The sequence below is a fragment of the Aquabacterium sp. genome (genome assembly GCF_041909175.1).
Taxonomy (GTDB): Bacteria; Pseudomonadota; Gammaproteobacteria; order Burkholderiales; family Burkholderiaceae_C; genus Aquabacterium.
Window position 1 is genome coordinate 51,051 of sequence record NZ_JAYRDZ010000003.1, and the last position, 25,773, is coordinate 76,823.

At 63.1% G+C, this 25,773-nt stretch carries 19 protein-coding genes; 8 read left to right on the plus strand and 11 right to left on the minus strand.

Features of this window, described 5'->3' with window-relative positions; genetic code table 11:
* Positions 1 to 7: 7 nt before the first annotated feature.
* From urtC to urtA, 3 genes are all read right to left on the minus strand, one after another.
* Positions 8 to 1,207, minus strand: coding sequence for an urea ABC transporter permease subunit UrtC (gene urtC / locus ACE3PH_RS05245; protein WP_374316944.1), 1,200 nt, complete (start codon positions 1,205 to 1,207; stop codon positions 8 to 10).
* Between the two features lie 28 nt (positions 1,208 to 1,235).
* Positions 1,236 to 2,150 carry an urea ABC transporter permease subunit UrtB gene (gene urtB, locus ACE3PH_RS05250; RefSeq protein ID WP_374316945.1) on the minus strand — a complete coding sequence of 305 codons (915 nt, stop codon included), beginning with the start codon at positions 2,148 to 2,150 and terminating at the stop codon, positions 1,236 to 1,238.
* A 104-nt stretch (positions 2,151 to 2,254) separates the two neighbouring features.
* Positions 2,255 to 3,514 carry an urea ABC transporter substrate-binding protein gene (gene urtA, locus ACE3PH_RS05255; protein WP_374316946.1) on the minus strand — a complete coding sequence of 420 codons (1,260 nt, stop codon included), beginning with the start codon at positions 3,512 to 3,514 and terminating at the stop codon, positions 2,255 to 2,257.
* A gap of 203 nt (positions 3,515 to 3,717) precedes the next feature.
* On the opposite strand from urtA, the gene ACE3PH_RS05260 reads away from it, so the two are divergent.
* The 3 genes from ACE3PH_RS05260 (at position 3,718) to ACE3PH_RS05270 (ending at position 9,605) form a co-directional block, all read left to right on the plus strand.
* Entirely contained in the window at positions 3,718 to 7,194 is a 3,477-nt protein-coding gene (locus ACE3PH_RS05260; RefSeq protein WP_374316947.1) for an ATP-binding protein, read from the plus strand.
* A complete protein-coding gene (locus ACE3PH_RS05265) occupies positions 7,172 to 8,116 on the plus strand; it encodes a response regulator (RefSeq protein ID WP_374316948.1) in 945 nt (314 codons plus the stop codon). Before ACE3PH_RS05260 ends, ACE3PH_RS05265 begins: the two co-directional genes overlap by 23 nt.
* Before the next feature lie 118 nt (positions 8,117 to 8,234).
* Positions 8,235 to 9,605, plus strand: coding sequence for a sensor histidine kinase (locus ACE3PH_RS05270; protein WP_374316949.1), 1,371 nt, complete (start codon positions 8,235 to 8,237; stop codon positions 9,603 to 9,605).
* Here the strand turns inward: ACE3PH_RS05270 and purN are convergent.
* Positions 9,584 to 10,219, minus strand: a complete 636-nt coding sequence (purN, locus tag ACE3PH_RS05275; RefSeq protein ID WP_374316950.1) for a phosphoribosylglycinamide formyltransferase — start codon at positions 10,217 to 10,219, stop codon at positions 9,584 to 9,586. The two genes, ACE3PH_RS05270 and purN, sit on opposite strands and share 22 nt — an antisense overlap.
* A gap of 131 nt (positions 10,220 to 10,350) precedes the next feature.
* Here purN and ACE3PH_RS05280 point away from each other — a divergent pair, with 131 nt between their 5' ends.
* Together ACE3PH_RS05280 and ACE3PH_RS05285 are read left to right on the plus strand one after the other, a co-directional pair.
* Entirely contained in the window at positions 10,351 to 11,655 is a 1,305-nt protein-coding gene (locus tag ACE3PH_RS05280) for a tryptophan--tRNA ligase (protein ID WP_374316951.1), read from the plus strand.
* Positions 11,656 to 11,663: 8 nt separating this feature from the next.
* Positions 11,664 to 12,134 carry a DUF3717 domain-containing protein gene (locus ACE3PH_RS05285; protein ID WP_374316952.1) on the plus strand — a complete coding sequence of 157 codons (471 nt, stop codon included), beginning with the start codon at positions 11,664 to 11,666 and terminating at the stop codon, positions 12,132 to 12,134.
* Here ACE3PH_RS05285 and ppk2 read toward each other — a convergent pair.
* Positions 12,094 to 12,894: a polyphosphate kinase 2 gene (ppk2, locus tag ACE3PH_RS05290; protein WP_374316953.1), complete on the minus strand. Its 801-nt coding sequence runs from the start codon at positions 12,892 to 12,894 to the stop codon at positions 12,094 to 12,096. The two genes, ACE3PH_RS05285 and ppk2, sit on opposite strands and share 41 nt — an antisense overlap.
* Before the next feature lie 83 nt (positions 12,895 to 12,977).
* On the opposite strand from ppk2, the gene ACE3PH_RS05295 reads away from it, so the two are divergent.
* Positions 12,978 to 14,783: a glutamine--tRNA ligase/YqeY domain fusion protein gene (locus tag ACE3PH_RS05295; RefSeq protein WP_374316954.1), complete on the plus strand. Its 1,806-nt coding sequence runs from the start codon at positions 12,978 to 12,980 to the stop codon at positions 14,781 to 14,783.
* 76 nt (positions 14,784 to 14,859) lie between these two features.
* Positions 14,860 to 15,909, plus strand: a complete 1,050-nt coding sequence (locus tag ACE3PH_RS05300) for an OmpA family protein (RefSeq protein WP_374316955.1) — start codon at positions 14,860 to 14,862, stop codon at positions 15,907 to 15,909.
* 24 nt (positions 15,910 to 15,933) lie between these two features.
* Here ACE3PH_RS05300 and ACE3PH_RS05305 read toward each other — a convergent pair whose 3' ends face one another.
* The 6 genes from ACE3PH_RS05305 to ACE3PH_RS05330 all read right to left on the minus strand — a co-directional run bounded on the left by ACE3PH_RS05305 (position 15,934) and on the right by ACE3PH_RS05330 (position 24,373).
* Positions 15,934 to 16,722, minus strand: a complete 789-nt coding sequence (locus tag ACE3PH_RS05305) for an ABC transporter permease (protein WP_374316956.1) — start codon at positions 16,720 to 16,722, stop codon at positions 15,934 to 15,936.
* Entirely contained in the window at positions 16,719 to 17,315 is a 597-nt protein-coding gene (locus ACE3PH_RS05310; protein ID WP_374316957.1) for an ATP-binding cassette domain-containing protein, read from the minus strand. The genes ACE3PH_RS05305 and ACE3PH_RS05310 overlap by 4 nt, the downstream gene beginning before the upstream one ends.
* 44 nt (positions 17,316 to 17,359) lie before the next feature.
* The gene (locus ACE3PH_RS05315; protein WP_374316958.1) at positions 17,360 to 21,046 is read right to left on the minus strand and encodes an EAL domain-containing protein; all 3,687 of its coding nucleotides are present in this window, start codon (positions 21,044 to 21,046) and stop codon (positions 17,360 to 17,362) included.
* 55 nt (positions 21,047 to 21,101) lie between these two features.
* Positions 21,102 to 22,352 (minus strand): NYN domain-containing protein, encoded by a 1,251-nt coding sequence (locus ACE3PH_RS05320; RefSeq protein WP_374316959.1) that lies wholly within the window; start codon positions 22,350 to 22,352, stop codon positions 21,102 to 21,104.
* A gap of 65 nt (positions 22,353 to 22,417) precedes the next feature.
* On the minus strand, positions 22,418 to 23,365 hold the full coding sequence (ylqF, locus tag ACE3PH_RS05325; RefSeq protein ID WP_374316960.1) for a ribosome biogenesis GTPase YlqF: 948 nt from the start codon (positions 23,363 to 23,365) through the stop codon (positions 22,418 to 22,420).
* A gap of 21 nt (positions 23,366 to 23,386) precedes the next feature.
* The gene (locus ACE3PH_RS05330; RefSeq protein WP_374316961.1) at positions 23,387 to 24,373 is read right to left on the minus strand and encodes a tRNA dihydrouridine synthase; all 987 of its coding nucleotides are present in this window, start codon (positions 24,371 to 24,373) and stop codon (positions 23,387 to 23,389) included.
* Between the two features lie 77 nt (positions 24,374 to 24,450).
* On the opposite strand from ACE3PH_RS05330, the gene ACE3PH_RS05335 reads away from it, so the two are divergent.
* A complete protein-coding gene (locus ACE3PH_RS05335; protein WP_374316962.1) occupies positions 24,451 to 25,698 on the plus strand; it encodes an MgtC/SapB family protein in 1,248 nt (415 codons plus the stop codon).
* Positions 25,699 to 25,773 lie beyond the last annotated feature (75 nt).

Here is a 25,773-nt window from a genome sequence, read left to right on the forward strand (position 1 = left end):
GGCTCCTTCAGGCTTGTTGACCGCTGACGCCTTGAGGCAGCGATGCGGGCTTCGATTCAGCAGGAGGGGGTACCTCGGGATACGCTTCCTGGGCCGCTGCCAGGCTCGACTTCTGGGCGGCGCGCTGGGCCATGCGACGTTGCCACCAGGGCTTGATCTTCTGGTCGACCAGACCGGCCAGGCCGTCAGGGAAGGCCATCGTCACGCCGATGAAGAGAGCGGCCATCAGGAACAGCCAGAGGTCTGGCGCACGTTCTGAAAAGAAGGTCTTGCCGAAGTTGACGATGAGTGCCCCGTAGACGGCGCCGACCAGGCTCATGCGTCCACCGACCGCGGCGAAGATCACCATCTCGATGGACGGCACGATGCCAACAAAGGACGGTGACATGAAGCCAACCTGCAGGGTGAACATGGCACCACCCAGACCGGACAGCCCGGCAGCCAGGCAGAAGGCGAAGACCTTGAACATGGCCACGTCGTAGCCGGAGAAGCGCACGCGGTCTTCCTTGTCACGCATGGCGAGCAGCAAGGTTCCCAGCTTGCTCTTTTGCACCCAGCGGCACAGGAAGATCGAAGCAAAGAGCAGCCCCACGCACACGAAGTAGAGGATGTACTTCGCGCTGTCGGTGCGGATGTCCCAGCCCAGCAGCGTCTTCAGGTCGGTGATGCCGTTGACCCCGCCGGTGAAGCCTTGTTGACCGATGATGAGCACGGTCAGGATCAGGGCCACGGCCTGGGTGATGATGGCGAAATACACCCCGCCGACGCGCCGCTTGAACATGGCGAAGCTGACGATGAAGGCCAGCACCATGGGTACCAGCACCACCGCGATCAGCGCCACGGGCAGACTCTTGAATGGCACCCACCAGAAGGGCAGGGCCGTGAGCTGGTTCCAGTCCATGAAGTCGGGAATGCCGGGGGTGGACTGGATCTTGGTGGAGATCGGGTCCGAGGCTTCGAGCTTCAGGAACATGGCCATGCAGTAGCCGCCCAGACCGAAGAAGACACCCTGGCCCAGGCTGAGGATGCCGGCATGGCCCCACAGCATCACCAGGCCCAGCGCCACAAAGGCGTAGGTGAGGTATTTGCCGATCAGGTTGAGGCGGAAGATGTCGAGCGTGAGGGGAAAGACGACGATCAGCAGCAGGGCCAGCAGGAAGATGCTGCCGAGGCTTCGCTGCGCGATCCAGGTTTGAACTTTGTTCATGGGGGGCTCCTTGATTCAGTGCAGCGGATCAGCGGCGAACCTTCGCGGCGAACAGGCCTTGTGGGCGGATCATCAAGATGCCGACCACGAGCAGCAGCGTGAGCACCTTGGCGTTCGAGCCGGTCATGAAGAACTCCGATATCGATTGCGTCTGGGCGATGCCAAAGGCCGAGACCACGGTGCCCAGCAGGCTGGCGGCGCCGCCAAATGTCACGACCAGGAAGGAGTCGACGATGTAGAGCGAGCCACTGGTGGGGCCGGTGGAACCGATGGTGGTGAAGGCAGCACCGGCCACACCGGCAATGCCGCAACCGATGGCAAAGGTCAGTCGGTCGGTCTTCTTGGTGTTGATGCCGATGGCATTGGCCATCACGCGGTTGCTCACCGTGGCCCGCACGCGCAAACCCCAGCGTGCCTTGTAGAGCGCCAGCATCAGCAGTCCCGTTACCAGGGCTGTCAGCCCCATCACGAACAGGCCGTTGATGGGGATGTCCAGGCCTTCCGAGGGTGACCATGAACCCATCAGCCAGTCAGGCAAGGTCGGGCTGACTTCCTTGGGGCCGAAGGTAGAGCGAAACAGTTGCTGCAAGCCCAGGCTCAGGCCCCAGGTGGCCAGCAGCGTGTCCAGGGGGCGTTTGTAGAGATGCCGGATGAGTGCCCATTCCGTGAGCCAGCCGGCGAGAAAGGCAAAGATGAAGGCCGCCAGGATGGCGACCGGGAAGTAGTACTGCAACAGGCTCGGTGCGTACTTCTCGGTGAGGGTCGAACCCAGGTAGATGGTGTAGGCGCCAATGGTCATGAACTCGCCATGGGCCATGTTGATCACGCCCATCTGGCCGAAGATGACGGCCAGGCCAAGGCCCATGAGCAGCAGGACCGAGAACAGGCTCAGTCCTGCAAAGCCCTGCATCAGGCCGATGTTGAGCATTTCTGAAAACGTCATGGTGGAACCCTCACAACGGTGGGATGCAAGCGAAACAATGGGATCGGAAAAAGCCTGCGCCGCCCGGCCCCTCGACGGGCCGGGACGAGCGCAGGAAGGTCGCTTTACTGGTAGCCCTTGGGGAAGGGGTTCGGTTCAATCAGAGCGGGGGACTCAGCGACCACCTTGAAGGTGCCGTCAGGCTGACCCTGGCCAATGCGAGCCTTGCTCCACAGGTGGTGGTTCTCGTGGATCTTCACGTAACCTTCGGGAGCCGTCTTCAGCTCGATGCCAGGCGATGCGGCCACGACCTTGTCCACGTCGAAGGAACCAGCCTTTTCGACGGCAGCCTTCCACAGCCAGGGGCCCAGGTAAGCAGCCTGGGTCACGTCACCGATCACGGCCTTCGGACCGTAGGCCTTCTTGAAGGCTTCAACGAACTTCTTGTTGTTGTCGTTGGTGAGCGACTGGAAGTACTTCATCGAGCTGTAGAAGCCGGCGAAGTTTTCGCCACCCACGCCCAGCATTTCGTCTTCGGTCACCGACAGGGTCAGCAGGAACTGTTTGGCGCCGGTGATGCCGGCTGCCTTGAGTTGCTTGTAGAAGGCCACGTTCGAGCCACCCACCACGGCGGCGAAGATGCAATCAGGCTTGGCCACCTTGATCTTGTTGATCAGAGAGTTGAAGTTGGTGTTGCCCAGCGGGTAGTACTCTTCACCCACGACCTTGCCGAGCTTGCCCACGCTTTCAATGTGCTTGCGGGCGATCTTCATCGAAGTGCGCGGCCAGATGTAGTCCGAACCTACCAGGAAGAAGGTCTTGGCCTTCTTCTCCTTGGCGCCCCAATCCAGGCCCCAGATGATCTGCTGCGTGGCTTCCTGGCCGGTGTAGATCACGTTCTTGGACTGTTCCAGACCTTCATAGAAAGTCGGGTAGTACAGCAGGCCGTTTTCCTTTTCGAAGATGGGCAGCACGGCCTTGCGCGAAGCCGATGTCCAGCAGCCGAACACGGCAGCGACGCGGTCGTTGACCAGCAGCTTCTTCGACTTTTCGGCGAAGGTGGGCCAGTCGGAGGCGCCGTCTTCCTTGATCACCTTGATCTTGCGACCGAGGATGCCGCCCATGGCATTGATCTGGTCGATGGCCAGTTGCTCGGCCTGGATCGAGCCGGTTTCGGAGATGGCCATCGTGCCGGTTGCCGAGTGCAGTTGACCCACGACCACTTCGGTATCGGTGACAGCCAGTTTGGTGGTGTTGACCTTGGCGGTGGGGGGCGCTGCGCCGTAGCTCAGACCGGCCACGCCCATCAGGGGCAGGGCGCCCATGCCTTGCAGCAGGCGACGGCGGGTCTGGTCATGGGAGTGGGAATCGTCACGGTTCGACATGGAAAAGCTCCTTGCACAAAAAGAGGGACTACGGATGCCGCACTTCGGTGCACTTGGTTTGTGCGTGTTGGTGGGGCCGTGTCCGTCACGGTAAGCAAGGGGCGGGTTTCCATGAATACGTTATTCAACGTACACGGCTACGCATCCGGCGTGGAGCACTTCTTGCATCCTTGGGGTCCCGATGCGTTTCACGGAGCCAGTTCGTGTCCGTCTCCCGACAGCAGATCTTCCGTATCCGGCGTGACTACAACTCCTGGGTGGCCAATGAGACCCTGGAGGACTACGCGCTGCGCTACACCCCCCGCACTTTTCGAAAGTGGTCCGAATTCCGTGTGGCCAACACGGCGTTTGGTGCCGTGTCGTTCCTGGCGCTGGAAGCCATTGGTGGGGCGATTGCGCTGAACTACGGCTTCGCGAATGCGCTGTGGGCGATCATCGCGGTGGGGCTCATCATCTTTTTCACCGCCTTGCCCATCAGCTACTACGCGGCACGCTACGGGGTCGATCTGGACTTGCTGACGCGGGGCGCGGGTTTCGGTTACCTGGGCTCGACGCTGACCTCGCTGATCTACGCCAGCTTCACCTTCATCTTCTTTGCCCTGGAGGCGGCCATCATGGCCCTGGCCATCCAGATGCTCATGGGGTGGCCGTTGACACTGTGCTATGTGATTTCCGCCCTGGTTGTCATTCCCATCGTGACCTACGGCGTGACATGGATTTCACGCTTGCAGCTATGGACGCAACCCCTCTGGCTGCTGCTGTTTGTTTGTCCTTTTCTGTTCGTGGCCATCAAGCGTCCCGAGGCCTATGTGCAGTTCACGGGTCTGGCAGGCCGTAGCACCGGGTCCAGCGATTTCAGCCTGATGGCCTTTGGCATGGCGGCCACCGTGGTGTTTTCCTTGATTGTGCAGGTTGGCGAGCAGGTGGACTTCCTGCGCTTTCTGCCAGAACGCACCCGTGACAACCGCGTGCGCTGGTGGACGGCCGTGCTGGTGGCCGGACCAGGCTGGGTGATCCCGGGCATGCTCAAGATGCTGGCCGGTGCCTTTCTGGCGTTTCTGGCCCTGCAGCATGAGGTGCCGGTCGAGAAGGCCATGGAGCCTACGCAGATGTATCTGGCCGGTTTTGGTGAGGTGTTTGGCAACACGCCCATGGCCTTGGCGGTCACGGTGATCTTCGTGATCGTCTCCCAGATCAAGATCAATGTCACCAATGCCTATGCGGGTTCGCTGGCCTGGTCGAACTTCTTTGCGCGGCTCACGCACAGTCACCCGGGGCGGGTCGTGTGGCTGGTGTTCAACGTCATCATTGCCGTGCTGTTGATGACGCTGGGTGTGTTCGGCGCCATCGAGCACGTGCTTGGGCTCTACGGCAACATCGCCATCGGGTGGGTAGGGGCCCTGGTGGCCGATCTGGTCATCAACAAGCCCATGGGTTGGAGCCCGCCGCACATCGAGTTCAAACGGGCCCATCTGTATGACTTCAACCCGGTGGGCATTGTCACGACAGTCGTGGCCGCGTTGATGGCCGTGGCCGCCCACACCGGCATGATGGGTGAAGCGGTTGCGGCCGGTGCACCCTTCGTGGCGCTGGTGACGGCCTTGCTGGTGTCCCCAACATTGGCCTGGCTGACCAAGGGGCGTTTTTATCTGGCGCGTGAGCCGGTCTCGCCATGGGCTGCCGGTGAACTGGTGCAGTGCTCGGTCTGCGAGAACCATTTCGAATCGGAGGACATGGCCACCTGCCCGGCCTATGACGCCCCGATCTGCTCCTTGTGCTGCACGCTGGAATCGCGCTGCCATGACCGGTGCAAGAGCCGGTCGCGCGCAGCCGAGCAGGTCTCTGATGCCCTTTCTCTGGTGCTGCCACGCCGCTGGTCCATGCGCATCAATTTCCGCATTGGCCACTATCTGGTCGTGTTTCTGTCTCTGGCGACCTTGATGGCGCTGGTGCTGGGGGTGGTCTATTACCAGGAGAGCGTGGTCAGCCCGTCGTACATGGCAGATGCCGGTGGAGACGTTGCACCGCTCAAGGACGCCTTCGTGAAGGTGTACGCGCTGTTGTTGCTGGCTTCGGCGGTGTGTGCCTGGTGGGTGATCCTGGCCTCTGAAAGCAGACGACTGGCGCAGGACGAGTCGAATCGGCACAACCAGTTGCTGCAACTTGAAATCGATGCCCACCGCCGAACCGATGCCGCCTTGCAGGCAGCCAAGGACCTGGCTGAGGCTGCGAACCAGGCCAAGACGCGCTATGTGGCCGGCATGACGCACGAATTGCGCACCCCGCTCAACAGCATCATGGGCTATGCGCAGATCATGCTGAAGGACACGCAGCGCAGCCAGTCCGACCGCGAAGCCCTCCACACCATGCAACGCAGCAGCGAGCACCTGATGGGGCTCATTGATGGCTTGCTCGACCTGGCCCGCATCGAGGCAGGTCGTCTGAGGCTGGACCCCGTGCCGCTGCCCTTGCGAGACTTCCTGGATGACGTGGTGCGCATGGTGCAGCCACAGGCCGAGGCCAAGGGCCTGGGCTTCGTGCTCGAAACCAAGGGGCGCGTGCCAGGTTGGGTGCAAGCTGACGTCAAGCGGCTCAGGCAGATCTTGCTCAATCTGCTGAGCAACGCGGTGCGCTTCACTGAAGAAGGCCACATCACCTTGCTGGTGGATGCGAGGCGCGAAGTGCTGCGGTTTGAAGTGATCGACACAGGTATCGGCATTGCACCGCAAGACATCGAGCGGATCTTTCTGCCATTTGAGCGCGGTAGTGCAGGGCGGCGCAGCAGCGAGCCTGGCACGGGGCTGGGGCTCACCATCACCCATCTGCTGACCGAGTTGATGGGGGGCGAGTTGTCGGTGCAAAGCGTGCTGGGGCAGGGCACGACCTTCAGCGTGCGCATGTACCTGCGCGAAATTGCCGAACCGGAAAAGCCGCGTTCACCTCGCCCCTACAGCCGGCCGCGGCACCTGCCGGTGACCGGTTACAGCGGGCCTCGCCGCACGCTGCTGGTGGTCGATGACCAGCCCATCCAGCGGCAGATGCTGGCCGGGCTGTTGTTGCCGTTGGGCTTCCTGATACGGGAAGCGGCCAGTGGCCATGAATGTCTGGAAAGCGTGTGTGCGTCTTGCCCGGACGCGATCCTGATGGACATCAGCATGGACGACATGGATGGCTGGCACACCGCCAGACAGGTGCGAGAAGCCGGCTTTGTCGATGTGCCCATCGTCATCGTGTCGGCCAATGTGTTCGAGAACCGGCCGGAGAACCTCGCCGCGTCGCGGTGCCAGGCCTTCGTGGGCAAGCCGGTGATCGAGTCGGAGTTGCTCGACACGCTCAGCGAGTTGCTGCACATCGAGTGGGTGACCGAACTGTCGGCTTTGCCCGTGCCACTGGGTTCCTTCAACCGTCAGGTGTGGTCGGCCACGGGGGCATCCAGTCCGTCGACGATGCCGGTCGATTTGCCTGAAGAAGCGGTTGACGAACTGTGTCGGCTGGCGGCGATCGGGCATGCCAAAGGCCTGCGACAGGCCTTGCTGAAATGGGCCGGCAGCCATCCCGAGCCGGCCATGTTCTGGGCGCAACTGGGTGCCCTGGCCGAACAATTTGAATTCGATGTGCTGCAGTCGCGCTTGCGGCCGCAACCCTTCAAGGATGAACATGATGAACAACAACCTGCCTGAGTCGTCCCAAGGGACGGTGCTGGTGGTCGATGACGCCCTCGATACCTTGCGCATGCTGTGCGATGCGCTGGCCGATGAGGGCTATGTGGTGCTGGTCGCACGCGATGGCGAAGAGGCCTTGAAGCGACTGGAGCGCACGCAACCCGATGCCATCTTGCTGGACGCCGTGATGCCGGGCCTGAGCGGCTTCGAGACCTGTCGGCGCATCAAGGCACAGGTTGCCTCGTCCAGCATCCCGGTGATCTTCATGACCGGGCTGTCGGAGACCTCGGACATCGTGGCCGGGTTCGAGGCGGGGGGGGTCGACTATGTGGTCAAGCCGGTTCGCATTGAAGAGGTGCTGGCTCGGCTGGCAACGCATGTGCGCAATGCCCGAGTCACGCGGCTGGCCAGCAGGGCGGTCGATGTCGGTGGCATGGGGGTGCTGCTGCTCGATGCCTCTCAGCACATCGCATGGCGCTCGCCGCAGGCCGAGCGCTGGCTGCGGGCCTGTTATCCCGATCTCGACGGTGGTGCACCATCGACCTGGCTGCATGACCTGGCAGGCGATGCCTCAGGGCAGGAGTTGCGTGTGGCCGGGCACCCTGGTCTGGTGGCACGCAGCCTGGGCGCCACGGGGCCCAACGAGATCATGGTGCTGCTTTATCAGAAGGCCGAGGTGGGCGCACCGACTGACGCACCGCTGGCAACCGAATCCCAACCCAGTGCGGCGCTCAGCCGGCTGGAGGTGGCTTCCCTGACGCCGCGGGAAACCGAGGTGCTGTCCTGGCTGGCCAAGGGCAAGACCAATCGGGATATCGCCGACATCCTGGGCATGAGTCCGCGCACGGTCAACAAGCACCTCGAACACATCTTCGAGAAGCTCGGCGTGGAGACCCGTACTGCCGCTGCGGCCTTGGCTTCGCGCGCCATTGCGGCATGACAAGCCGCGTGCATTTCTCGCAAACCCTGTGAGCGGCTGCATACACGTCTACCGATGAATGGAGTAACCTCCAAAGGTGTCCGGATTTCTGCCAACCGGTTACCTTGGGGGTATGCACATGCGCTCATTGCGTCCGGCAGAGCAACACGCTGGCTGGGTTCCGTATCGTCGCTTCAGTGAACTGATCTTCGTGTCGGTGGCGGGGCACTACACCTTTGCCCTGTTCTACGGTGTGGTGCTGGGCCAGTGGCCCATCGCCCTGGCCCTGGGTGGTCCGGCCACCTTGGTGCTGGCGCTGTTTCCACTGGTCAAATCCCAGTTCAAGCCCTGGCTGGTCATGCTGACCAGTCATCTGGTGCTGCTGCTCAATTTCGGTGGGCTGGTGCTGTCTGTTTGCTGGATGGGCCTGGCGCCGCAGTCCACCGTGTGGTGGCTGGTCTGGTGGCCGATGTTCGTTGCGCACTTGCTGGGCGTGCGAGATGGGCTGGCCTGGATTGTCCTGTCGGTGGGGGCGGCGTTCTTCCTGTGGGGCAACCACCAGCACCAGTGGGTCGCGCCCATCATGGCGCCGGATGACAACCCGATTTTCCTGATGCAACTGGGCTTCTTGCTGATTGGTGCCGGTTTTGGCGTGGTGGTGCGGCGTGCCTACGATGTCTATGAGGACAGCATTGCTGTCCATCGGCAGACCATCGACCGGCAGACCCAGGCACTGGAGGAGCGGGCACGGTCTCTGGAAGACATGCTGGGGGCTGTGCAGCAAGCCAACCTTGAGCGCACACGCCTGTTCGCCCAGATCAGCCATGAAGTACGGACACCGCTCAATGGTCTGCTGGGTTTTGCGCAGTTGCTGGGCCTGTCGACGCTGGACGAGGGGCAGAAGCAGCACGTCACGCAGATCAGGCACTGCGGCGACACCATGCTGCAGATCGTCAATGATGTGCTGGATTTTTCGCGGCTCGAAACCCAGATCAGCGCCTTGCATACCGAAGCGTTCGATGCCGGCGCGCTGTGCAACGAGGTGGTGGACATGCTGTCACCGGTGGCTGATCAATGCCAGGTTCAGGTTCGCAAGGATGTGCCTGCTCAGCCCTTGATGGTGGTGGGCGATGTGCTGCGCATCAAGCAGGTCCTGCTTAACTTGCTGGGCAATGCCATCAAGTTTTCCCCTGGTGGGGCGGTACGGATCCACTGCAGTCTGCGCTCGGGCGAATCGGGCATGCCCTTCCTCTATGTCGAGCTGCAGGATTCGGGGATCGGCATTCCGGCTGAGTCGTTGCCGATGCTGTTTCAACCTTTCAGCAAGGCCAGTGACCAGACAATTCGCCAGTACGGAGGCTCGGGATTGGGTCTGGCCATCTGCAAGCGCCTCATTGACATGATGCAGGGGCGTATCGGTGTGGAGAGCACGCCGGGGCAGGGCAGCCGTTTCTGGTTCGAGGTGCCGCAGCCATTGCTGCCGGTGGATCAGCCGCCCCAAACCACCTGAGGTGCACCACGGCGGTGGCAGACCTTGCCATCACGGCCCACATCCAACTGGCCTTCAACCATCCAGCGCACCGCCTGCGGGTAGATGCGGTGTTCCTGCGTCAGCACGCGCGCCGACAGGCTGTCTTCGGTGTCGGTGGGGAGCACTGGCACGGCGGCCTGCGCGACGATGGGGCCGTGGTCCAGCTCTGGTGTCACGAAGTGCACGGTGGCACCCGCCAGCTTGCAGCCAGCGTCAATGGCCTGCTGGTGTGTGTGCAGGCCCGGGAAGGCTGGCAGCAGCGAGGGGTGGATGTTGAGCATGCGGCCATCGAAGTGGCGCACAAACCCCTCGGTGAGGATGCGCATGAAGCCGGCCAGCACCACCACGTCCGGGGTAAAACTGTCGATCACCCGGGCGAGTTCGGCATCAAAGGCTTCGCGGCTGTCAAAGGCCTTGTGGTCGACCACCGCGGTGGCAATGCCGTGGCTGGCTGCAAATTGCAGGCCGCCGGCAGAGGCCTTGTTGCTGATCACGGCCGCAATGCGCGCGGGCCAGCCTTCCTGCTGACAGGCGTTGACGATGGCTTCCATATTGGAGCCGCGACCGGAGATCAGAATGACGATGTTCTTCATGCAGGCGAGAGTGTAGTGGTAGCCGGCCAGAGAGATCGCCCAGGCGGCTGCATGGCGGGCCCCCGGCACCTACAATTGCCCCCTTCACGCTGTTTTTTCCGTTTTTTGCGCTTTCCACAAGCGAGCTCCTCATGACCCAACGTGTTCTCACCGGCATCACCACCACCGGCACACCCCACCTTGGCAACTACGTCGGTGCCATTCGGCCCGCCATCGCGGCCAGCCGTGAACCAGGGGTCGAGAGCTTCTTCTTTCTGGCCGACTACCACGCGCTCATCAAGTGCGATGACCCCGCACGCATTGCCCGTTCGCGCCTCGAAATCGCGGCCACCTGGCTGGCTGCCGGCCTGGACACCAACCGTGTCACCTTCTATCGCCAGAGCGACATCCCGGAAATCACCGAGCTCAACTGGCTGCTGACCTGCGTGACGGCCAAGGGCCAGATGAACCGTGCTCATGCCTACAAGGCCTCGGTGGACGCCAATGTCGCCAAGGAAGAGGACCCTGATGCTGGCATCACCATGGGGCTGTACTGCTACCCCATCCTGATGGCGGCCGACATCCTGATGTTCAATGCGCACCGCGTGCCGGTGGGGCGTGACCAGGTTCAGCACATCGAGATGGCCCGCGACGTGGCCATGCGCTTCAACCACCTCTATGGTCAGGGCAAGGAGCTGTTTGTGCTGCCTGAGGTCGAGATCGAGGAAAGCGTGGCGACGTTGCCCGGCCTGGATGGCCGCAAGATGTCCAAGAGCTACGACAACACGGTGCCCCTGTTTGAAGGTGGCAGCAAGGCGCTGAAAGAGGCGATTGCGCGCATCGTGACCGATTCGAAGTTGCCGGGTGAGCCGAAAGACCCGGACAGCGCCCATTTGGTGACCATCCACGATGCCTTTGCCGATGCGGCGACCCGTGACGCCTTCCGTGCGGATCTACGTGGCGGGCTGGGCTGGGGTGAGGCCAAGCAGCGCGTGGTGCAGCTCATCGAGGCCCATGTGGGGCCCATGCGCGAGCGCTATGCCGACTTGATTGCCCACCCGGAGCGCATCGAAGAGGTGTTGCAGGCTGGGGCAGCCAAGGCGCGTGCCACGGCCACGCCCTTCCTGTCCGAGCTGCGTCAGGCCGTGGGTTTGCGTCAAATGGTGGCGGTGGCCCAGGCACAACCGGGCAAGGCAGCCGTGCGGTCTGATGTGCCGGTGTTCAAGCAATACCGCGAGGCCGATGGCCAGTTCTACTTCAAGCTGACCTCCGCGGGTGGCGACCTGCTGCTGCAAAGCCAGGCGTTCGCCGAAGGCCGGGAGGCCGGCAGCTGGGTCAAGCGTTTCAAGACCGAAGGCGCTCAGGCCTTGGCTGGGGCACCTGTCAGCCTGGCCGATGGTGTGGATGCAGCCACGGTGGAAGCCGCGCTGGCTGCCCTGGTGGCAGCCCAGGAGTGAGTGCCGACATGGCGGGGATCCACATCACCGACATCGAGTCGGCCATCAACTGGTGGCGCGAGCGCAGTGTAGGTGTCGAACAGGGTCTGCCGCCTGAACTGGATGCGCTGGCGCGCGTGTATGCCCTGATGGTGTACTACCGCGAAACCCTGTGCGACGAGGACTCCATGCCTGCTGCGGCACATCAGGCGTGGCTGACCTGGTATGCGACCACGCCAGACACCCCCTGCATCGCGATCTGCTCAACCAGTCAGGGCGACGACATCTGCAAGGGCTGTGGCCGCAGCTTTGACGAGGTGCAACTCTGGCCCGAGATGTCGCCTGCGGAAAAGCGTGCCACCTGGCGACGCATCACGCTGGATGCCAGTTCGTGGCGATTCAACCGTTACGCCGAGCGGGCTGTGGAGGGGGCGTCCCCTTCCGACGGCGCCGCCGAACTCACTTCACCACCGGCGGAATCGGTTTCAGCGGCCCGGTGAATTTCTCGGTGGCGGGCTTGCCTGCCAGTGGCGCGAAATCGATCCACTCTTCGGGCACCGCACAGTCAGGCAGGCTGTCGAGCAGGTGGCGGATCAGGGTGAGGCGCCCGGCGCGCTGGTCATTGAAGTCCACCAGGGTCCAGGGGGCGAATTTCGTGTGGGTGGCGGCCAGCATGGCGTCTCGGGCCTTGCCGTAGTCCTTGTATTTTTCACGCGCCATCAGGTCGACGGGCGACAGCTTCCAGCGCTTGAGCGGGTCGTCGCGTCGCTCGGCAAAGCGCTGCTCCTGCTCGGCCTGGTCCACGGTGAGCCAGTACTTGAACAGCAGCACGCCATCGTCCACCAGCAATTTTTCAAAGACGGGGGCCTGTTTCAGGAAGCGCTGGTATTCGTCTTCGCTGCAAAAGCCCATCACCTTCTCGACGCCGGCCCGGTTGTACCAACTGCGGTCGAACAGCGCCATGCGGCCCGCCGCAGGCAAGTGCGGCACGTAACGCTGGAAATACCACTGGCCGTGTTCGTCGTCAGAGGGCTTGGGCAGCGCCACCACCTGGTACTGGCGCGGGTTGAGGCTCTCGGTCAGGGCATTGATCACCCCGGTCTTGCCAGCCGTGTCACGGCCTTCGAAGAGAATCAGCAAGCGCTTGCCCGTGTGCTGCAGCCAGCGGGCCACCCGGTTGAGTTCCATCTGCATCGGAGCGAGCAATTCCTCGTAGTCTTTCTTGCTCAAACGCTTGTCGTTTTTCTTGCCATTCGACATGGGTGGTGTTTTTATGATTGATTCAGGCTTCAACCATATACCCGAAGGCGTGCGCTGCCTAGTCGGCTCGATAGAATTAGCGTATGAATGCGCCTACTGCCGACTCGACCCTGAACAAACCGACCAACTTCCTGCGCGGCATCATTGACCGCGACTTGGAGCAGGGCACCTATGCCAGCCGCCAATGGGCCGGCTCGCCGGGTGATGCTGCCCATCAGGAAACGGGGCAGCCCGACCCCGCCAAGATCCGTACCCGTTTCCCGCCCGAACCGAATGGCTACCTGCACGTGGGGCACGCCAAGAGCATCTGCCTGAATTTCGGGCTGGCCCGTGACTACGGTGGCGTTTGCCACATGCGTTTCGACGACACCAACCCTGAAAAGGAAGAGCAGGAGTACGTCGACTCCATTCTGGATGCCGTCAAGTGGCTGGGCTTCGGCTGGGAGTCGAACTTCAACGGCCAGGCGCAGACCCATCTGTATTACGCCAGCAACTATTTCGATTTCATGTACCGCGCTGCCGAGTACCTGATCGAAGCAGGCCTGGCCTATGTCGACGAGCAGACCCCGGAAGAGATGCGTGCCAACCGTGGTGACTTCACCACCCCCGGCAAGGACAGCCCCTTCCGCAGCCGCACGCCGGCCGAGAACCTGGCCCGTTTCCGTGAAATGCGTGATGGCCAGCATGCCGACGGCGCCATGGTCCTGCGCGCCAGGATCGACATGGCCAGCCCCAATATCAACATGCGGGACCCGGCCATCTACCGCATCAAGCGGGCCACCCACCACAACACGGGCGACAAGTGGTGCATCTACCCGATGTACACCTTCGCCCACCCGATCGAAGACGCACTGGAGCAGGTCACCCACTCCATCTGCACCCTCGAGTTCGAAGACCAGCGCCCGTTCTATGACTGGCTGCTGGAGCGTCTGGCCGAAGGCGGTCTGATCAATCAGCCGGTGCCGCGCCAGTACGAATTTGCGCGTCTGAACCTCACCTATGTGATCACGTCCAAGCGCAAGCTCAAGCAACTGGTTGACGAGAAGGTGGTGGAAGGCTGGGATGACCCACGCATGCCGACCATCGTGGGCCTGCGCCGTCGCGGCTACACCCCGCAAGCCATCCAGCTGTTCTGCGAGCGCATCGGCGTGAGCAAGGCCGACAGCTGGATCGACTACAGCACGCTGGACATCGCCTTGCGTGATGACCTGGAAAGCAAGGCCCATCGCGGCATGGTTGTGCTCGATCCGGTCAAGCTGACGCTGAGCAACTGGGACGAGGTCATGGGGGCCGGCCATCAGGAGCCGTGCAGCCTGCCCGCCTTGCCGCACCCGCCGGAAGGTGTCGAGTCGCCGGTTCGTCATTTCAAGCTGGGCAAGGAAGTCTGGATCGAACGCGAAGACTTCGAGGAAGTGCCGCCCAAGGGCTACAAGCGCCTCTTCCCTGGCAACAAGGTGCGCCTCAAGGGCGGCTATGTGATCGAGTGCACGGGCTGCGTCAAGGATGCCGATGGCAAGGTGGTCGAAGTGCTGGCCACCGTGGTGCCGGACACCAAGAGTGGCACACCCGGTGCCGATTCGGTGAAGGTCAAGGCGGCCATCACCTGGGTGGGCGTTGCCGATGGTGTGGCCGCCGAGGTGCGTCTGTACGACCGGCTGTTCTCCGATCCGCATCCTGATGCCGGTGGCAAGGACTTCAAGGCCAGCCTGAACCCGGACAGCAAGAAGGTCGTGACGGCTTACGTGGAGCCTTCGCTGGCCCAGGCGCAGCCTGATCAGAAGTTCCAGTTCGAGCGTTTTGGCTACTTCGTGGCCGACTGCAAGGACCATCAGGCCGGCAAACCCGTGTTCAACAAGATCACGGGCCTGAAGGACAGCTGGGCCAAGTAAGCCCCGCGTTTGAAACAGGCTGTAAAAGATGCTCTGGCGTCACAGTCGGCCTGCCTGAATTTGCGAGGATGACGGCATGAAAAACGTCATCCACACATTCGGGAGGGGGGCGCTGCTGGGCGCCCTGGTGTTCAAACTGTCTGCCGCGCTGGCCGCTGCGCCGTGGCCGGGCAATGTGCCAGGTGGTCAGGATCATCCGTTGATCCAGCGTTTCACGGGTTCGGTGCTGGTCGGCTATCAGGCCCAGTCGTGGGGCCAGGCGGGCGTGCCGCTGTCCGTGCAGGAGGTGCGTGACAGCGGGCCGCGTCGCCTCAAGGACCAGCAGTCGGTCGAGGGCAAGGTCACGCGTCTGGTCTATCTGTCACCTCAGGGCAAGGCGCCGCTGGAGGTGTTTCGCAATTACGAGCAGGCCCTGGCTGCCGCCGGTCTGAGCCGCCAGTTCAGCTGCGACAAGAATTGCAGCAACCTGTATTTCGCCTGGCGTGCGCAGGGTGACATGAAAGACCTGGCCACCGTTTTGAAGTGGGCGCCGGGTGGCATTCCCAGTGCCAGCAGTTCGTCCTCCTATAACCTGGTTGACCCGCTGAGCGCCGATGGCCGGATGCTGGTGGGGACCTTGCCGAATGCCGGGGGTTCCCCTGTGTCGGTGCTGGTCTATACCTCTACGGCGGTCAATGACGACACGCGCGCAGCCGCCACCTATATTCAGATTGTCGAGCCGAAGGCCATGCAGACCGGGCAGGTGACGGTCAACGCCAAGGCCCTGGGTGAAGGGCTGCAGGCCAAAGGGCGTATCGCGCTGTACGGGCTGTATTTCGATACGGGCAAGGCCGATGTGAAGCCCGAATCACGCGCGCAACTGGTGGAGATGGCCAACTTGCTCAAGGCCCAGCCTGGCCTCAAGGTGTACGTCGTCGGCCATACCGATAACCAGGGCCAGCCTGACAGCAACATGACCCTGTCTCTGCAGCGCGCACAGGCCGTGGTGTCCGAGCTGACATCGGGCTACAAGGTGGATGGCCGTCGCCTGCAGGCCCGTGGTGTGGGCAGCCTGGCGCCACTGGCAGCCAACACATCCGAAGAGGGGCGGGCACAAAACCGCCGCGTCGAGTTGGTGGTGCAGTGAACGTGGCGGGGGCGCTGGTCGGGCTCAGCCCAGTCGGTCGAGCCGCAGGCGATCGCGCTCATCGGTAAGGCGCCAACTGGCGGCCAGCGTGGCCCCGATGGCGCCCAGACCGGCACCACCCGCAATGAGCAACAGCACCAGGATCTGGTACTTGGCCGCCTCGATGGCCGGCATGCCAGCCAGGATCTGGCCGCTCATCATGCCCGGCAGGGTGATGATGCCGGCTGCCGACATCTGGTTGACGATCGGAATCATGCCGCTGCGCAGGGCCCTCAGCAGAGTTGGGCGCAGCGCCTCATGGCGTGTGGCCCCCAGTGTCAGCCGGGCTTCGATGGCAGAACGGTCTCTTTGCACGCTGTTTTGAAAGGTGTTGAGGCTCAGGCTCACGCCGTTCATCACCCCGCCCAGGATGATGCCCAGCAAGGGGATGAGCACCCGCGCATCCAGCCAGCTTGATGGGCGCAGGGCAATCAGGGCCAAGGTGGTGGCCAGCAGGGTGGCGGCCATGGTGGCGCCGGTGCTCAGCCCCATGCCCCACCACCCGGCCAGGCGATGGTCCTGCCGGGACAGGATCTCGTGGCTGGCTGCTGCAAACATCAGCAGCACCACACCGCCCACCAGCCAGCCCGACTGCAGGGTCAGCACGGTCTTGAGCAACAGGCCCACCAGCAGCAGTTGCACGACCGTGCGGCTTGCCGCGATCAGCAGTGTGCGTGCCAGGCCCAGTTGCAGCCACAGTGACAGCCCGGCGTTGAGCACAACCAGGGAGGCCACCAGCACCAGATCCCCCGCGCGCAGCGTAGCTTCGTTCATGTACTCAGCTCCTGCAGGCAGCCGTCCTGCATCCTGAAGCGCCGATGCGCCAGCCGCATGGCCTGCTCGGGGCTGTGGGTGACCATCAGGATGGACATGCCTTGGGCGAGTTGTTCCTGCAACAGGGCTTCGACCTTCAGGACGCTGTCAGGGTCAAGCCCGGAGGTGGGCTCGTCCAGCAACAGCACCCGCACGCCGGGCCGCAGCGCACGCAGCAGCGCCATGCGCTGACGTTCACCGGTCGACAGACGGGCGACTGGCCAGTCGGCAGCGGCGGCAGCCAGCCCGACTCGCGGCAACAGCGTGGCGAGGTCTTGCTCTGGCAGGAAGTGGGGGCGCACCATGTCATCCCACCAGCCTGACTCGGCTGGTACGTAGGTGACTTGCTTGCGCCATTGCGGGGCGGGCATGGAGGCGCACGATTGCCCATCCAGCAAGGCTTCACCTTCATGCGGGTCGAGGTCGGCCAGGGCGCGTAGCAACACGCTCTTGCCACAACCGGAGTGGCCGCTCAAGGCCACGCATTCGCCATCGTGCAGATCGAGGTCTATGGGGTGCAGGTGCAGGCGGTGCAGGCGGCGCAGGGTCAGCATGGGGTGGGCAGGACGAGACAGGCAGATCTTAGTGCCCGACCCGCTCAGAGATTGAGGTTGCCCAACCAACTGGCTGGGGGATGCCAGGTGGCCACCCACTCGGGGATCTTGTCAGCCGGCATCGGGCGGGCGATGCCGTAACCCTGGCCGAGTTCACAGCCCAGCCCCAGCAGGGCCAGTCCGTGCGCCTCGGTTTCGACCCCTTCGGCAATCACCTCGCGGCGGAAGGCCGCCGACAAACTCAGGATGCCCTTGAGGATGGCGAGGTCGTCAGGGTCGTCGCGCATGTCGCGCACGAAGCTTTGATCGATCTTGAGGATGCTGATGGGCAGGCGCTTCAGGTAAGTCAGTGATGAGTAGCCTGTGCCGAAATCATCCAGCGCAAAACGCACACCCATGCCCTGGCATGCCGCCATGACTTCCGTGGCATGCGAGAGGTCATCCAGCGCGCTGGTCTCCAGCACTTCCAACTCCAGCGAGCGTGGGCTCAGTTCGGGGTGGCGTGCCAGATGGGCACTCAGGCCATCCAGGAAATCGGCTTGCTGCAACTGGCGGGCGCTGAGGTTCACACTGACAGGCAGAACCAGCCCCTTGGCTTTCCAGCGGCTCATCTGGTCCAGGGCTTCGGCAATCACCCAGTCACCGAGTTCGATGGACAGGGCGTTGTCTTCGATGATGGGCAGGAACTGCCCCGGCGGCAACAGGCCATTTTCAGGGTGCTGCCAGCGAATCAGGGCCTCTGCACCGATGACCCTGCCGGTGCGCATGTTCACCTTGGGCTGGTAGTGCAGCACAAATTGCCGCTCCAGCAGGGCTTGTCGGATGTGCTCGATGCTGGCGTGGTGCCCGCGCAGATTGCGGTCCTGCTCGGGGTCGAACAGGTGGAATCGGTTCTTGCCCGCCAGCTTGGCCTGGTACATGGCCTGGTCAGCCTGGCGCAGCAACTGGTCGGCATCCACCTCTTCGCCCTGCGGGTAGAGGGTGAGCCCGACACTGGCCGACACCTGATGCGGGCGGCCTTCGATGTCGACCGGGGTGGCAGCAGCGGCCAGCAGGCGCGACAGGATGGGCAGGCAATGATCGATTTCATCGACGTCCAGCAGCACGGCCACGAACTCGTCGCCACCCAGTCGGGCCAGGGTGTCACCCTCGCGCAGCGCCGATTTCATGCGGTGAGACAGGGCTGACAGCAGTTGGTCGCCGGCCTCGTGGCCGTAGCTGTCATTGATGGCCTTGAAGCCGTCCAGATCCAGATAGGCGACCGCGAGTTTCTGGTGGCGACGCCGGGTCTGGCTCATGGCCTGATGCAGGCGGTCGGCCAGCAGCACCCGGTTGGGCAAGCCGGTCAGGGCGTCAAAGTGGGCAATGTGTTCAAGTCGGCGCTCGTGTTCCTTGATGGACGTGATGTCGGAGAACAGGCCGACATACTGCGTGACCTGCCCGAACTCGTCCTTGACCGCGCTGATCGTCAGCAGCTCAGCGTATTCCAGCCCATCCTTGCGGCGGTTCCAGATTTCGCCAGACCAGTAGCCTTGCTGATTCAAGGTGGCCCACAAGCCCTGGTAGAACGATGCATCCTGCCGGCCGGACTTGAGGATGCTGGGGCGTTTGCCGACCACCTCGTCTCGGGTGTAGCCGGTGATGCGGAAGAAGGCCTCGTTGACGTCGGTGATCAGGCCATGGTGGTCGGTGATCATGATGCCTTCACGGGCATGGCTGAACACATCGGCAGCCTGCCTCAGGCGGGCTTCGTCACGGGCATGTACCAGGGCGATGTTGGCGAGGCTGGTGCATTGATCGATGAGCTTGAGGTCTTCGGCGGTGGGGCGGTGAGGATGGTCGTGGTAGATGCCAAAGGTGCCCATCACCATGCCGGTGTTGTCGACGATGGCCTGCGACCAGCATGACCCCAGGTTGGCCTTGGCCGCGAGGTCGCGGAAGTTGGCCCAATAGGGGTGGTTCATGATGTCTTCGACGATCACCAGGTGACCGGTGGCGGCAGCTGTGCCGCAAGAGCCGATGCCTTCTGCAATCGTCAGGCCATTGATGGCCTCGTTGTAGAAGTCTGGCAGGCTGGGGGCCGCGCCTTTGATGAGGTGGCGGCCATCGGTGTCCACCAGCAGGATGCTGGCCCGGATGGTGGGGTCGATCGCTTCGACCCCGCGCACCAGCGACTCCAGAATCGCCTTGATGGGCTGGCCTTCGGCCAGTTGTTCCAGTGCCTGGCCTCTGAACTGCTCGAATTGTTCAACGCGCTTGCGCTGGGTGATGTCGGCATCGGTGCCGATCATGCGCAGGGGTTCGCCATTGCGCCCGCGTGCCACCACCATGCCTCGGCTGAGAATCCAGCGCAGGCTGCCGTCCGTGCGGTTCACGCGGTATTCATGGTGGTAGCTGGGCGTCTGCCCCTTGAGGCAAGACTGGACCATCAACTCCACCCCAGCCCGGTCCTCCGGATGCACGTGCTCCAGCCAGGAACGATATGTGTTGGGACGCTTGTCGTCGCGTGGGTAACCCAGGATTTCCTTGGTTCGAGCCGACCACGAGGCATCGCCACTCTGGATGTTCCAGTCCCAGACGCCATCTCCCGAGCCTTCAATGGCGAATTTCCAGCGGAACTCGCTTTCCTTCAAGGCCGTTTCACGCTGTCCCAATTGGTCGATCAGGTGGTTGAACGACTCGATCATCATGCCGATTTCATCTCGGCGCACAACGGGGATAGGCGGCGGCAAGGCCGCCGCGCGGGTGACCTGGCTGATGGTGGCCGTGGCTTCCTCAAGCGGTTCAAACAGCTGGCGCAGACGCCACCACATCACACCGCCGGCGATGAGTGTCAACACGATGGCGGCTAGGCGGGCACGCTGCTGCGCTGCCTTGACAGGCGCAAATGCCTCGGCCGTGGGCAAGGTGACCACGGCGTGCCAGCCGCTGGTGCCGGGGATCGCCCGGGCCGAGACCAGCAACTCGACACCGTGCGAGTTCACCAGCACATCGGAGCCTTCATAGCCCTTTTCAAATCGGTCGATCTTGGGGTTGGTGCCTCGAGGGGGCAGTAATTCGGTGACGCGTTTACGATCCGTGGCGGCGATGATCTGCCGGGTGGCGCCATCGGTGATGACGTAGCCGCCGGTCTGGCCGTAGTGCTTGTCTACGACCTTGCTCAGGAAGTTGGGCTGATCCAGCCGGGTGACGGCAGCCAGCACGGCGATCAGGCGGCCATTCGCTGCACGAATGGGCACGGCGATCGACATGATCGGGGCGTTCAGATCGGTACTGAAGCGCGTGGCCGTGACGATCGCAGTGCGAGACTCCAGAACCCGTGCCATGTCCAGCGCTGACAGCGCGGGCAGGGCCGGCTGCTGAGGGACCGAAGTGAAGGTGGAAAGCAGTGCGTTTCCGCTTGGGGACAGCAGTTGGTAGCCCGAGTTGAACAGTGCTTGCCAGGCCGGCTGGGCTTGCAGGAAGGCAGCGAGATCGGTCTCGGCCACCTCGCTGGCTTTGGCGGCCGTGCGGTCCAGCGCATCCTTGCGCTCGGCTACCTGCTGTTGAACCTGTTCCGTGATGAGGGTGGCCGCTGAAAACTGCTGCTGCCCCAACTGACGAGCCATGTCGTCATGGATGGTGTCCGACACAAAGACGGTGAGCGACCAGACACCAGTCAAGAAAATGACCAGTGTCAGCAGGGTGACCCTTGTTGAGAGCAGGGGCCACTGGAAGGGGGGTCGCTTCATGCGCAGGCGTGGTCCGGATCAGTACGGCAGGGTTGGCTGGTCAGGGGCACCCACCTCAATCGGCTGGTGGCACCTTGACGGTGGTCTTGCCGCCCGGCTTGCGAGGACGCCGGGTTCCCGTTCCAGTTTTCCGCTTTGTGGCAACGGTGCCATTCGGGTTTTCCTCGGTAGGTGCGGCTGCCATTGCGGAATTTGGCTCGTTCTGGGGCGCAGCCTTGCTGTCCGCTTCGAGGGCGGGGCTCGCCGACTCGGCGGTGTTGGCTGGTTCAGTGCGTGTGCCCTTGCCACGGCGGCGCGGTGCCGCCTTGCGGGCCGGGCGTTTGCCTGTTTCCTTGGAGGCAGGGGGCGTGGCGCCCGTTTCCGTGGTCTGGAGCACAGGGGGGGTGTCTGCCGTGTCGACCGCTGGGGCCGACAACACGGGTGTGTACACCGGCTCTGCTGCCATGGGCTCGATGGGTTCATGCGGTACGGCCACGACAGAGGTCATGGGCCCACTGCCACGTGTCACGAAAGCCCCCGATTTTTCATCACGACCAAAGTCGAGCAAACCGCGGCTCTGGGCATCTTCCAGCAGGTTGCCGAAGGTGCGGTAGCCGTAGTAGTTTTCGTTGAAACCTGGGTTGCGGCGTTTGATGGCTTCCTTCAGCACGGATGCCCAGATGCGGCCGCCTTCGTCGCGGTCGGTGACCAGCGCCTCGTAGGTTTCCACGGCCATCTCGACAGCCTTGGTACGACGCGTTTCCATTTCAGCCTTGCGACGCGCCTCTTCTTCGGGCGTGCGGCGGGGCTGGTTCTGGTCACCACGGTTGTCGCGACGCTGGCGCTGGCTTTCGCGCACCAGGTCGTCATAGAAGATGAATTCGTCGCAGTTGGCAATCAGCAGGTCCGAGGTCGACTGTTTCACGCCCACGCCAATCACATACTTGGCGTTTTCGCGCAGCTTCGAGACCAGCGGGGAGAAGTCGGAGTCACCCGAGATGATGACGAAGGTGTTGACGTGGCTCTTGGTGTAGCAAAGGTCCAGCGCATCCACCACCAGGCGGATGTCGGCAGAGTTCTTGCCAGACTGGCGCACATGCGGGATCTCGATCAGCTCGAAGTTGGCCTCGTGCATGGCCGACTTGAAGCCCTTGTAGCGTTCCCAGTCGCAATAGGCTTTCTTGACGACGATGCTGCCCTTGAGCAGCAGGCGCTCCAGAACGCGTTTGATGTCGAATTTGTCGTAGTTGGCATCACGCACGCCCAGTGCGACGTTTTCGAAGTCGCAAAACAGGGCCATGCTGATGTGGTCAGGGGAGGAAGCCAATCGGTGCTCCAGAACGGTTCAGTATCGGATCGTGCCATTGCACGGTCCATGTCAAGCGGTGGTGATCACCAGTCTTTTCGGGTTTGTTTGCCTTTTCGGGGGCCGTCTCGCTCGGCTTTGAGGGCACGGCGCTCAGCCTCCAGCACTTTGGCACGCGCCAGCCAGGCTGCAAATTCTTCCGGGGTCTCCAGGGTGATGCGGCCCAGCGCCGCACTGCGGAAGTCATTGATGATGATCTCGGCCGCCTTGGCCATGTTCACCCGGCCACCGCTCATCATGGCACCACGCTTGCGGCCGATGTCTTCAAGCAGCAACTCGTCATGACGTGTCGGGATGGCGTCCACATCGTCCAGGCGGTACCGGTCTGCCAGCAGGTGAGCATAGCTGCGCTTGAGGCTCTCGATCAGCTCCAGCGCCACCTCCTCGTCGTCATAGGCATTGCGCCCCACTGCGCCACTGGCTGCCAGGTGGTAGCCACCTTTTTCAACAATGATTTTGGGCCACAGCATGCCGGGCGTGTCGAAGAGGTAGAAATCGTCGGCCAGGTTGATGCGCTGCTCGATGCGGGTGACACCGGCCTCGTCGCCGGTCTTGGCCGCCTTGCGCCCGACCAGGGTGTTCATCAGGGTGGACTTGCCGACATTGGGAATGCCGCAGATCAGCACACGCAGAGGCTTGTCCATGCCGCCGCGGTTGGGGGCGAGGGCCCGGCAGGCCTGGATGAGGCGCTGTGCCGGTGCCTTCTCGCCGGCATCCAGTGCCAGGGCGCGGGTCGACGGCTGCGCGTTGTACCAGGCCAGCCAGGCATCGGTGCGGTTGGGGTCGGCCAGATCCTGCTTGTTGAGGATCTTCAGCCGGGCACGGTGACCGGTCAGCTGCGACAGCAAGGGGTTCGAGCTGGACCCGGGCAGCCGCGCATCGAGCATCTCGATGACGACGTCGGTGTCCTTGATGCGGTCGATGATGGCTTTTTTGGTCACATTCATGTGACCGGGGAACCATTGAATGGCCATCGAAGGGTGCTTTCTTATTGTCTAGATGATGTCTGGCATGAGGGCGTCGGTGGGCTGATGGGCCCAGACTGCCTGCGTCAGCCAGGCTTCCATGATGCGCGAATCGGTCACGGTGCGCAGCACCTGATAGGCCTCTTCTGCCTCAGGATAGGTGCGGCGCAGGTAATTCAGCCATTGTTTCATGCGTCCGGCCCTCGCGCGAGGCTCGATGTGCGTGATGATGAGACTCCAGAAATGCTGCATCAGCGGCAGCAGGTCCTGCCAGGTGGGCGTGCGCACCTGGGCGCCGCTGTCGGCCAGGATGGCCAGTGCCAGACCGGGGTCGGACACCATGCCGCGTCCCAGCATCAGGTCATCACAGCCCGACTGCTCACGGCAGCGCCGTGCGTCTTCCACCGTCCAGATCTCGCCGTTGGCGATCACCGGCAGTGACACCACCGCCTTGATGTCGGCGATGCGGTCCCAATAGGCCGGGGGGCGATAGCCATGGGCTTTGGTACGAGCGTGGACGACCAGTTCACAGGCGCCTGCAGCCTCGATGGCCTGGGCGCACGCTTCCGCGCGACGGTCGTCGTGCAGCCCCAGCCGCATCTTGGCGGACACGGGCACGTCAGTCGGAACCGCCTGGCGCACCGCCGAGACGATCTGGTAGATCAGTTCGGGCTCTTCGAGCAGGGCCGCACCACCACCGTGGCGGTTCACCACGCGAGCCGGGCAGCCGAAGTTCAGGTCGATGCCAGCGGGGCCCAGCGATGCCAGGCGAGCCGCGTTGTCGGCCAGGCAGACCGGGTCCGAGCCCATCAGCTGGGCGCGCACCGGCACGCCCGCGGAGGTGCGACCACCATGGGCGAGCTCAGGCACGATGCGGCGGAACGCCCGCTCAGGCAACAGGGTGCCGGTGACGCGGATGAATTCCGATACGCATCGATCAATGCCACCGACGCGGGTGAGCACGTCGCGCAGCGCGAAATCGAGGAGGCCCTCCATGGGGGCCAGCAGGATGGTCATGTCGAGGAATGCCGTTTGGCGGGCGCTAGTGTACGGATCTTCCCGGTTCTGTGCCGCAAAGCCGTTATCCTGCGCGCATGTTGATCGAAATGGGTTCTTCGATGCCGATGGGCCTGGCGGTGGCGCTGGGGTGTGGTCTGCTGATCGGTGTGGAGCGCGAGCGCCGCAAGGGCATGGGCCAGAACCGGGCGTTTGCCGGCATGCGGACCTTCACCCTCGCTGCACTGACCGGCGCACTGGCGCAGTTGTCGGGCTATGGGTGGCTGGTCGCCTTGGGCGGGCTGCTGGTGTTGTTGCTGGCGCTCTTGTCCTATTGGCGTGACAAGTCTGACGATCCGGGCGTCACCACCGAAATGGCCCTGTTCGTGACTTATGTCCTTGGGGTGGTGTCCACGGAACACCCGGGTGTGGCGAGTGCGATGGGGGTGGTCATCACCTTTTTGCTGGCGGCCCGGGCCTCGCTGCATCGGTTTTCCACCGAGTTGCTGACCGAAGAAGAGCTGCGCAGCGCCCTCGTGCTGGCGGGCGCCGTGCTGGTGGTGCTGCCTTTGATTCCCGACCAGCCCCTGCCGATGCTGTCACAGGTCAATCCACGTGATCTGTGGCGTCTCACGGTGACCCTGATGGCCTTGCAGATGCTGGGGCACGTGGGTTTGCGCGTGGTGGGCCCCAAGGCTGGGCTGGTCTTGTCCGGGCTGGTTTCAGGCTTCATATCGAGCACGGCCACCATCGCGGCCATGGGTGCCAAGGCGCGTGAAGAGCCTGGTATGCGCGAACCTTATGTGGCAGCAGCCCTGGCGTCCAATGTCGCAACGGTCTTGCTGATGGCGCTGGTGGCTGCCAGTGCGTCGGTGGCGCTGCTGTCGGCGCTGGTGTTGCCTCTGGGGGCTGCGGGCTTGACGGCCCTGGTGGCTGTTGGCGTGAGTTGGCGCAAGGGTGCGCAGGCAGGCGGGCCACTTCAACCATCTGGCAAGGTGTTCAAGCTGGGCCAGACCTTGATGTTTGCGGCGATGTTGACTGGCATTGCCGCCGCAGTCGGGTGGTTGACGCGGCTGGCGCCCGGAGCCGGGGCCCTGGCGGTGGCTTTGGCTGGTTTTGGCGATGCCCATGCTGCGGGTGGTGCCGTGTTCGCCCTGTTTGCCGCTGGCAAGCTGGGGAGCAGCCAGACGGCCTTGTGGATGTTGCTGGCCATGACCACCAACAGCATCAGCAAAGTGGCGGGCGCCATGGTGGCAGGGGGCTTTGCCTATGCCTGGCGGGTGGCGCTGGGGCTCCTGGCCATGATGGGGGCTGGCTGGCTGGCCTGGTTGGTTCAGCCCTGGTGAACGCGGGTGTGCGCTTTGCCAAAAAGTTACGCTCAATCTGTGGCGCTGTGTGCCGATAGAGACGTGCAGGCTACT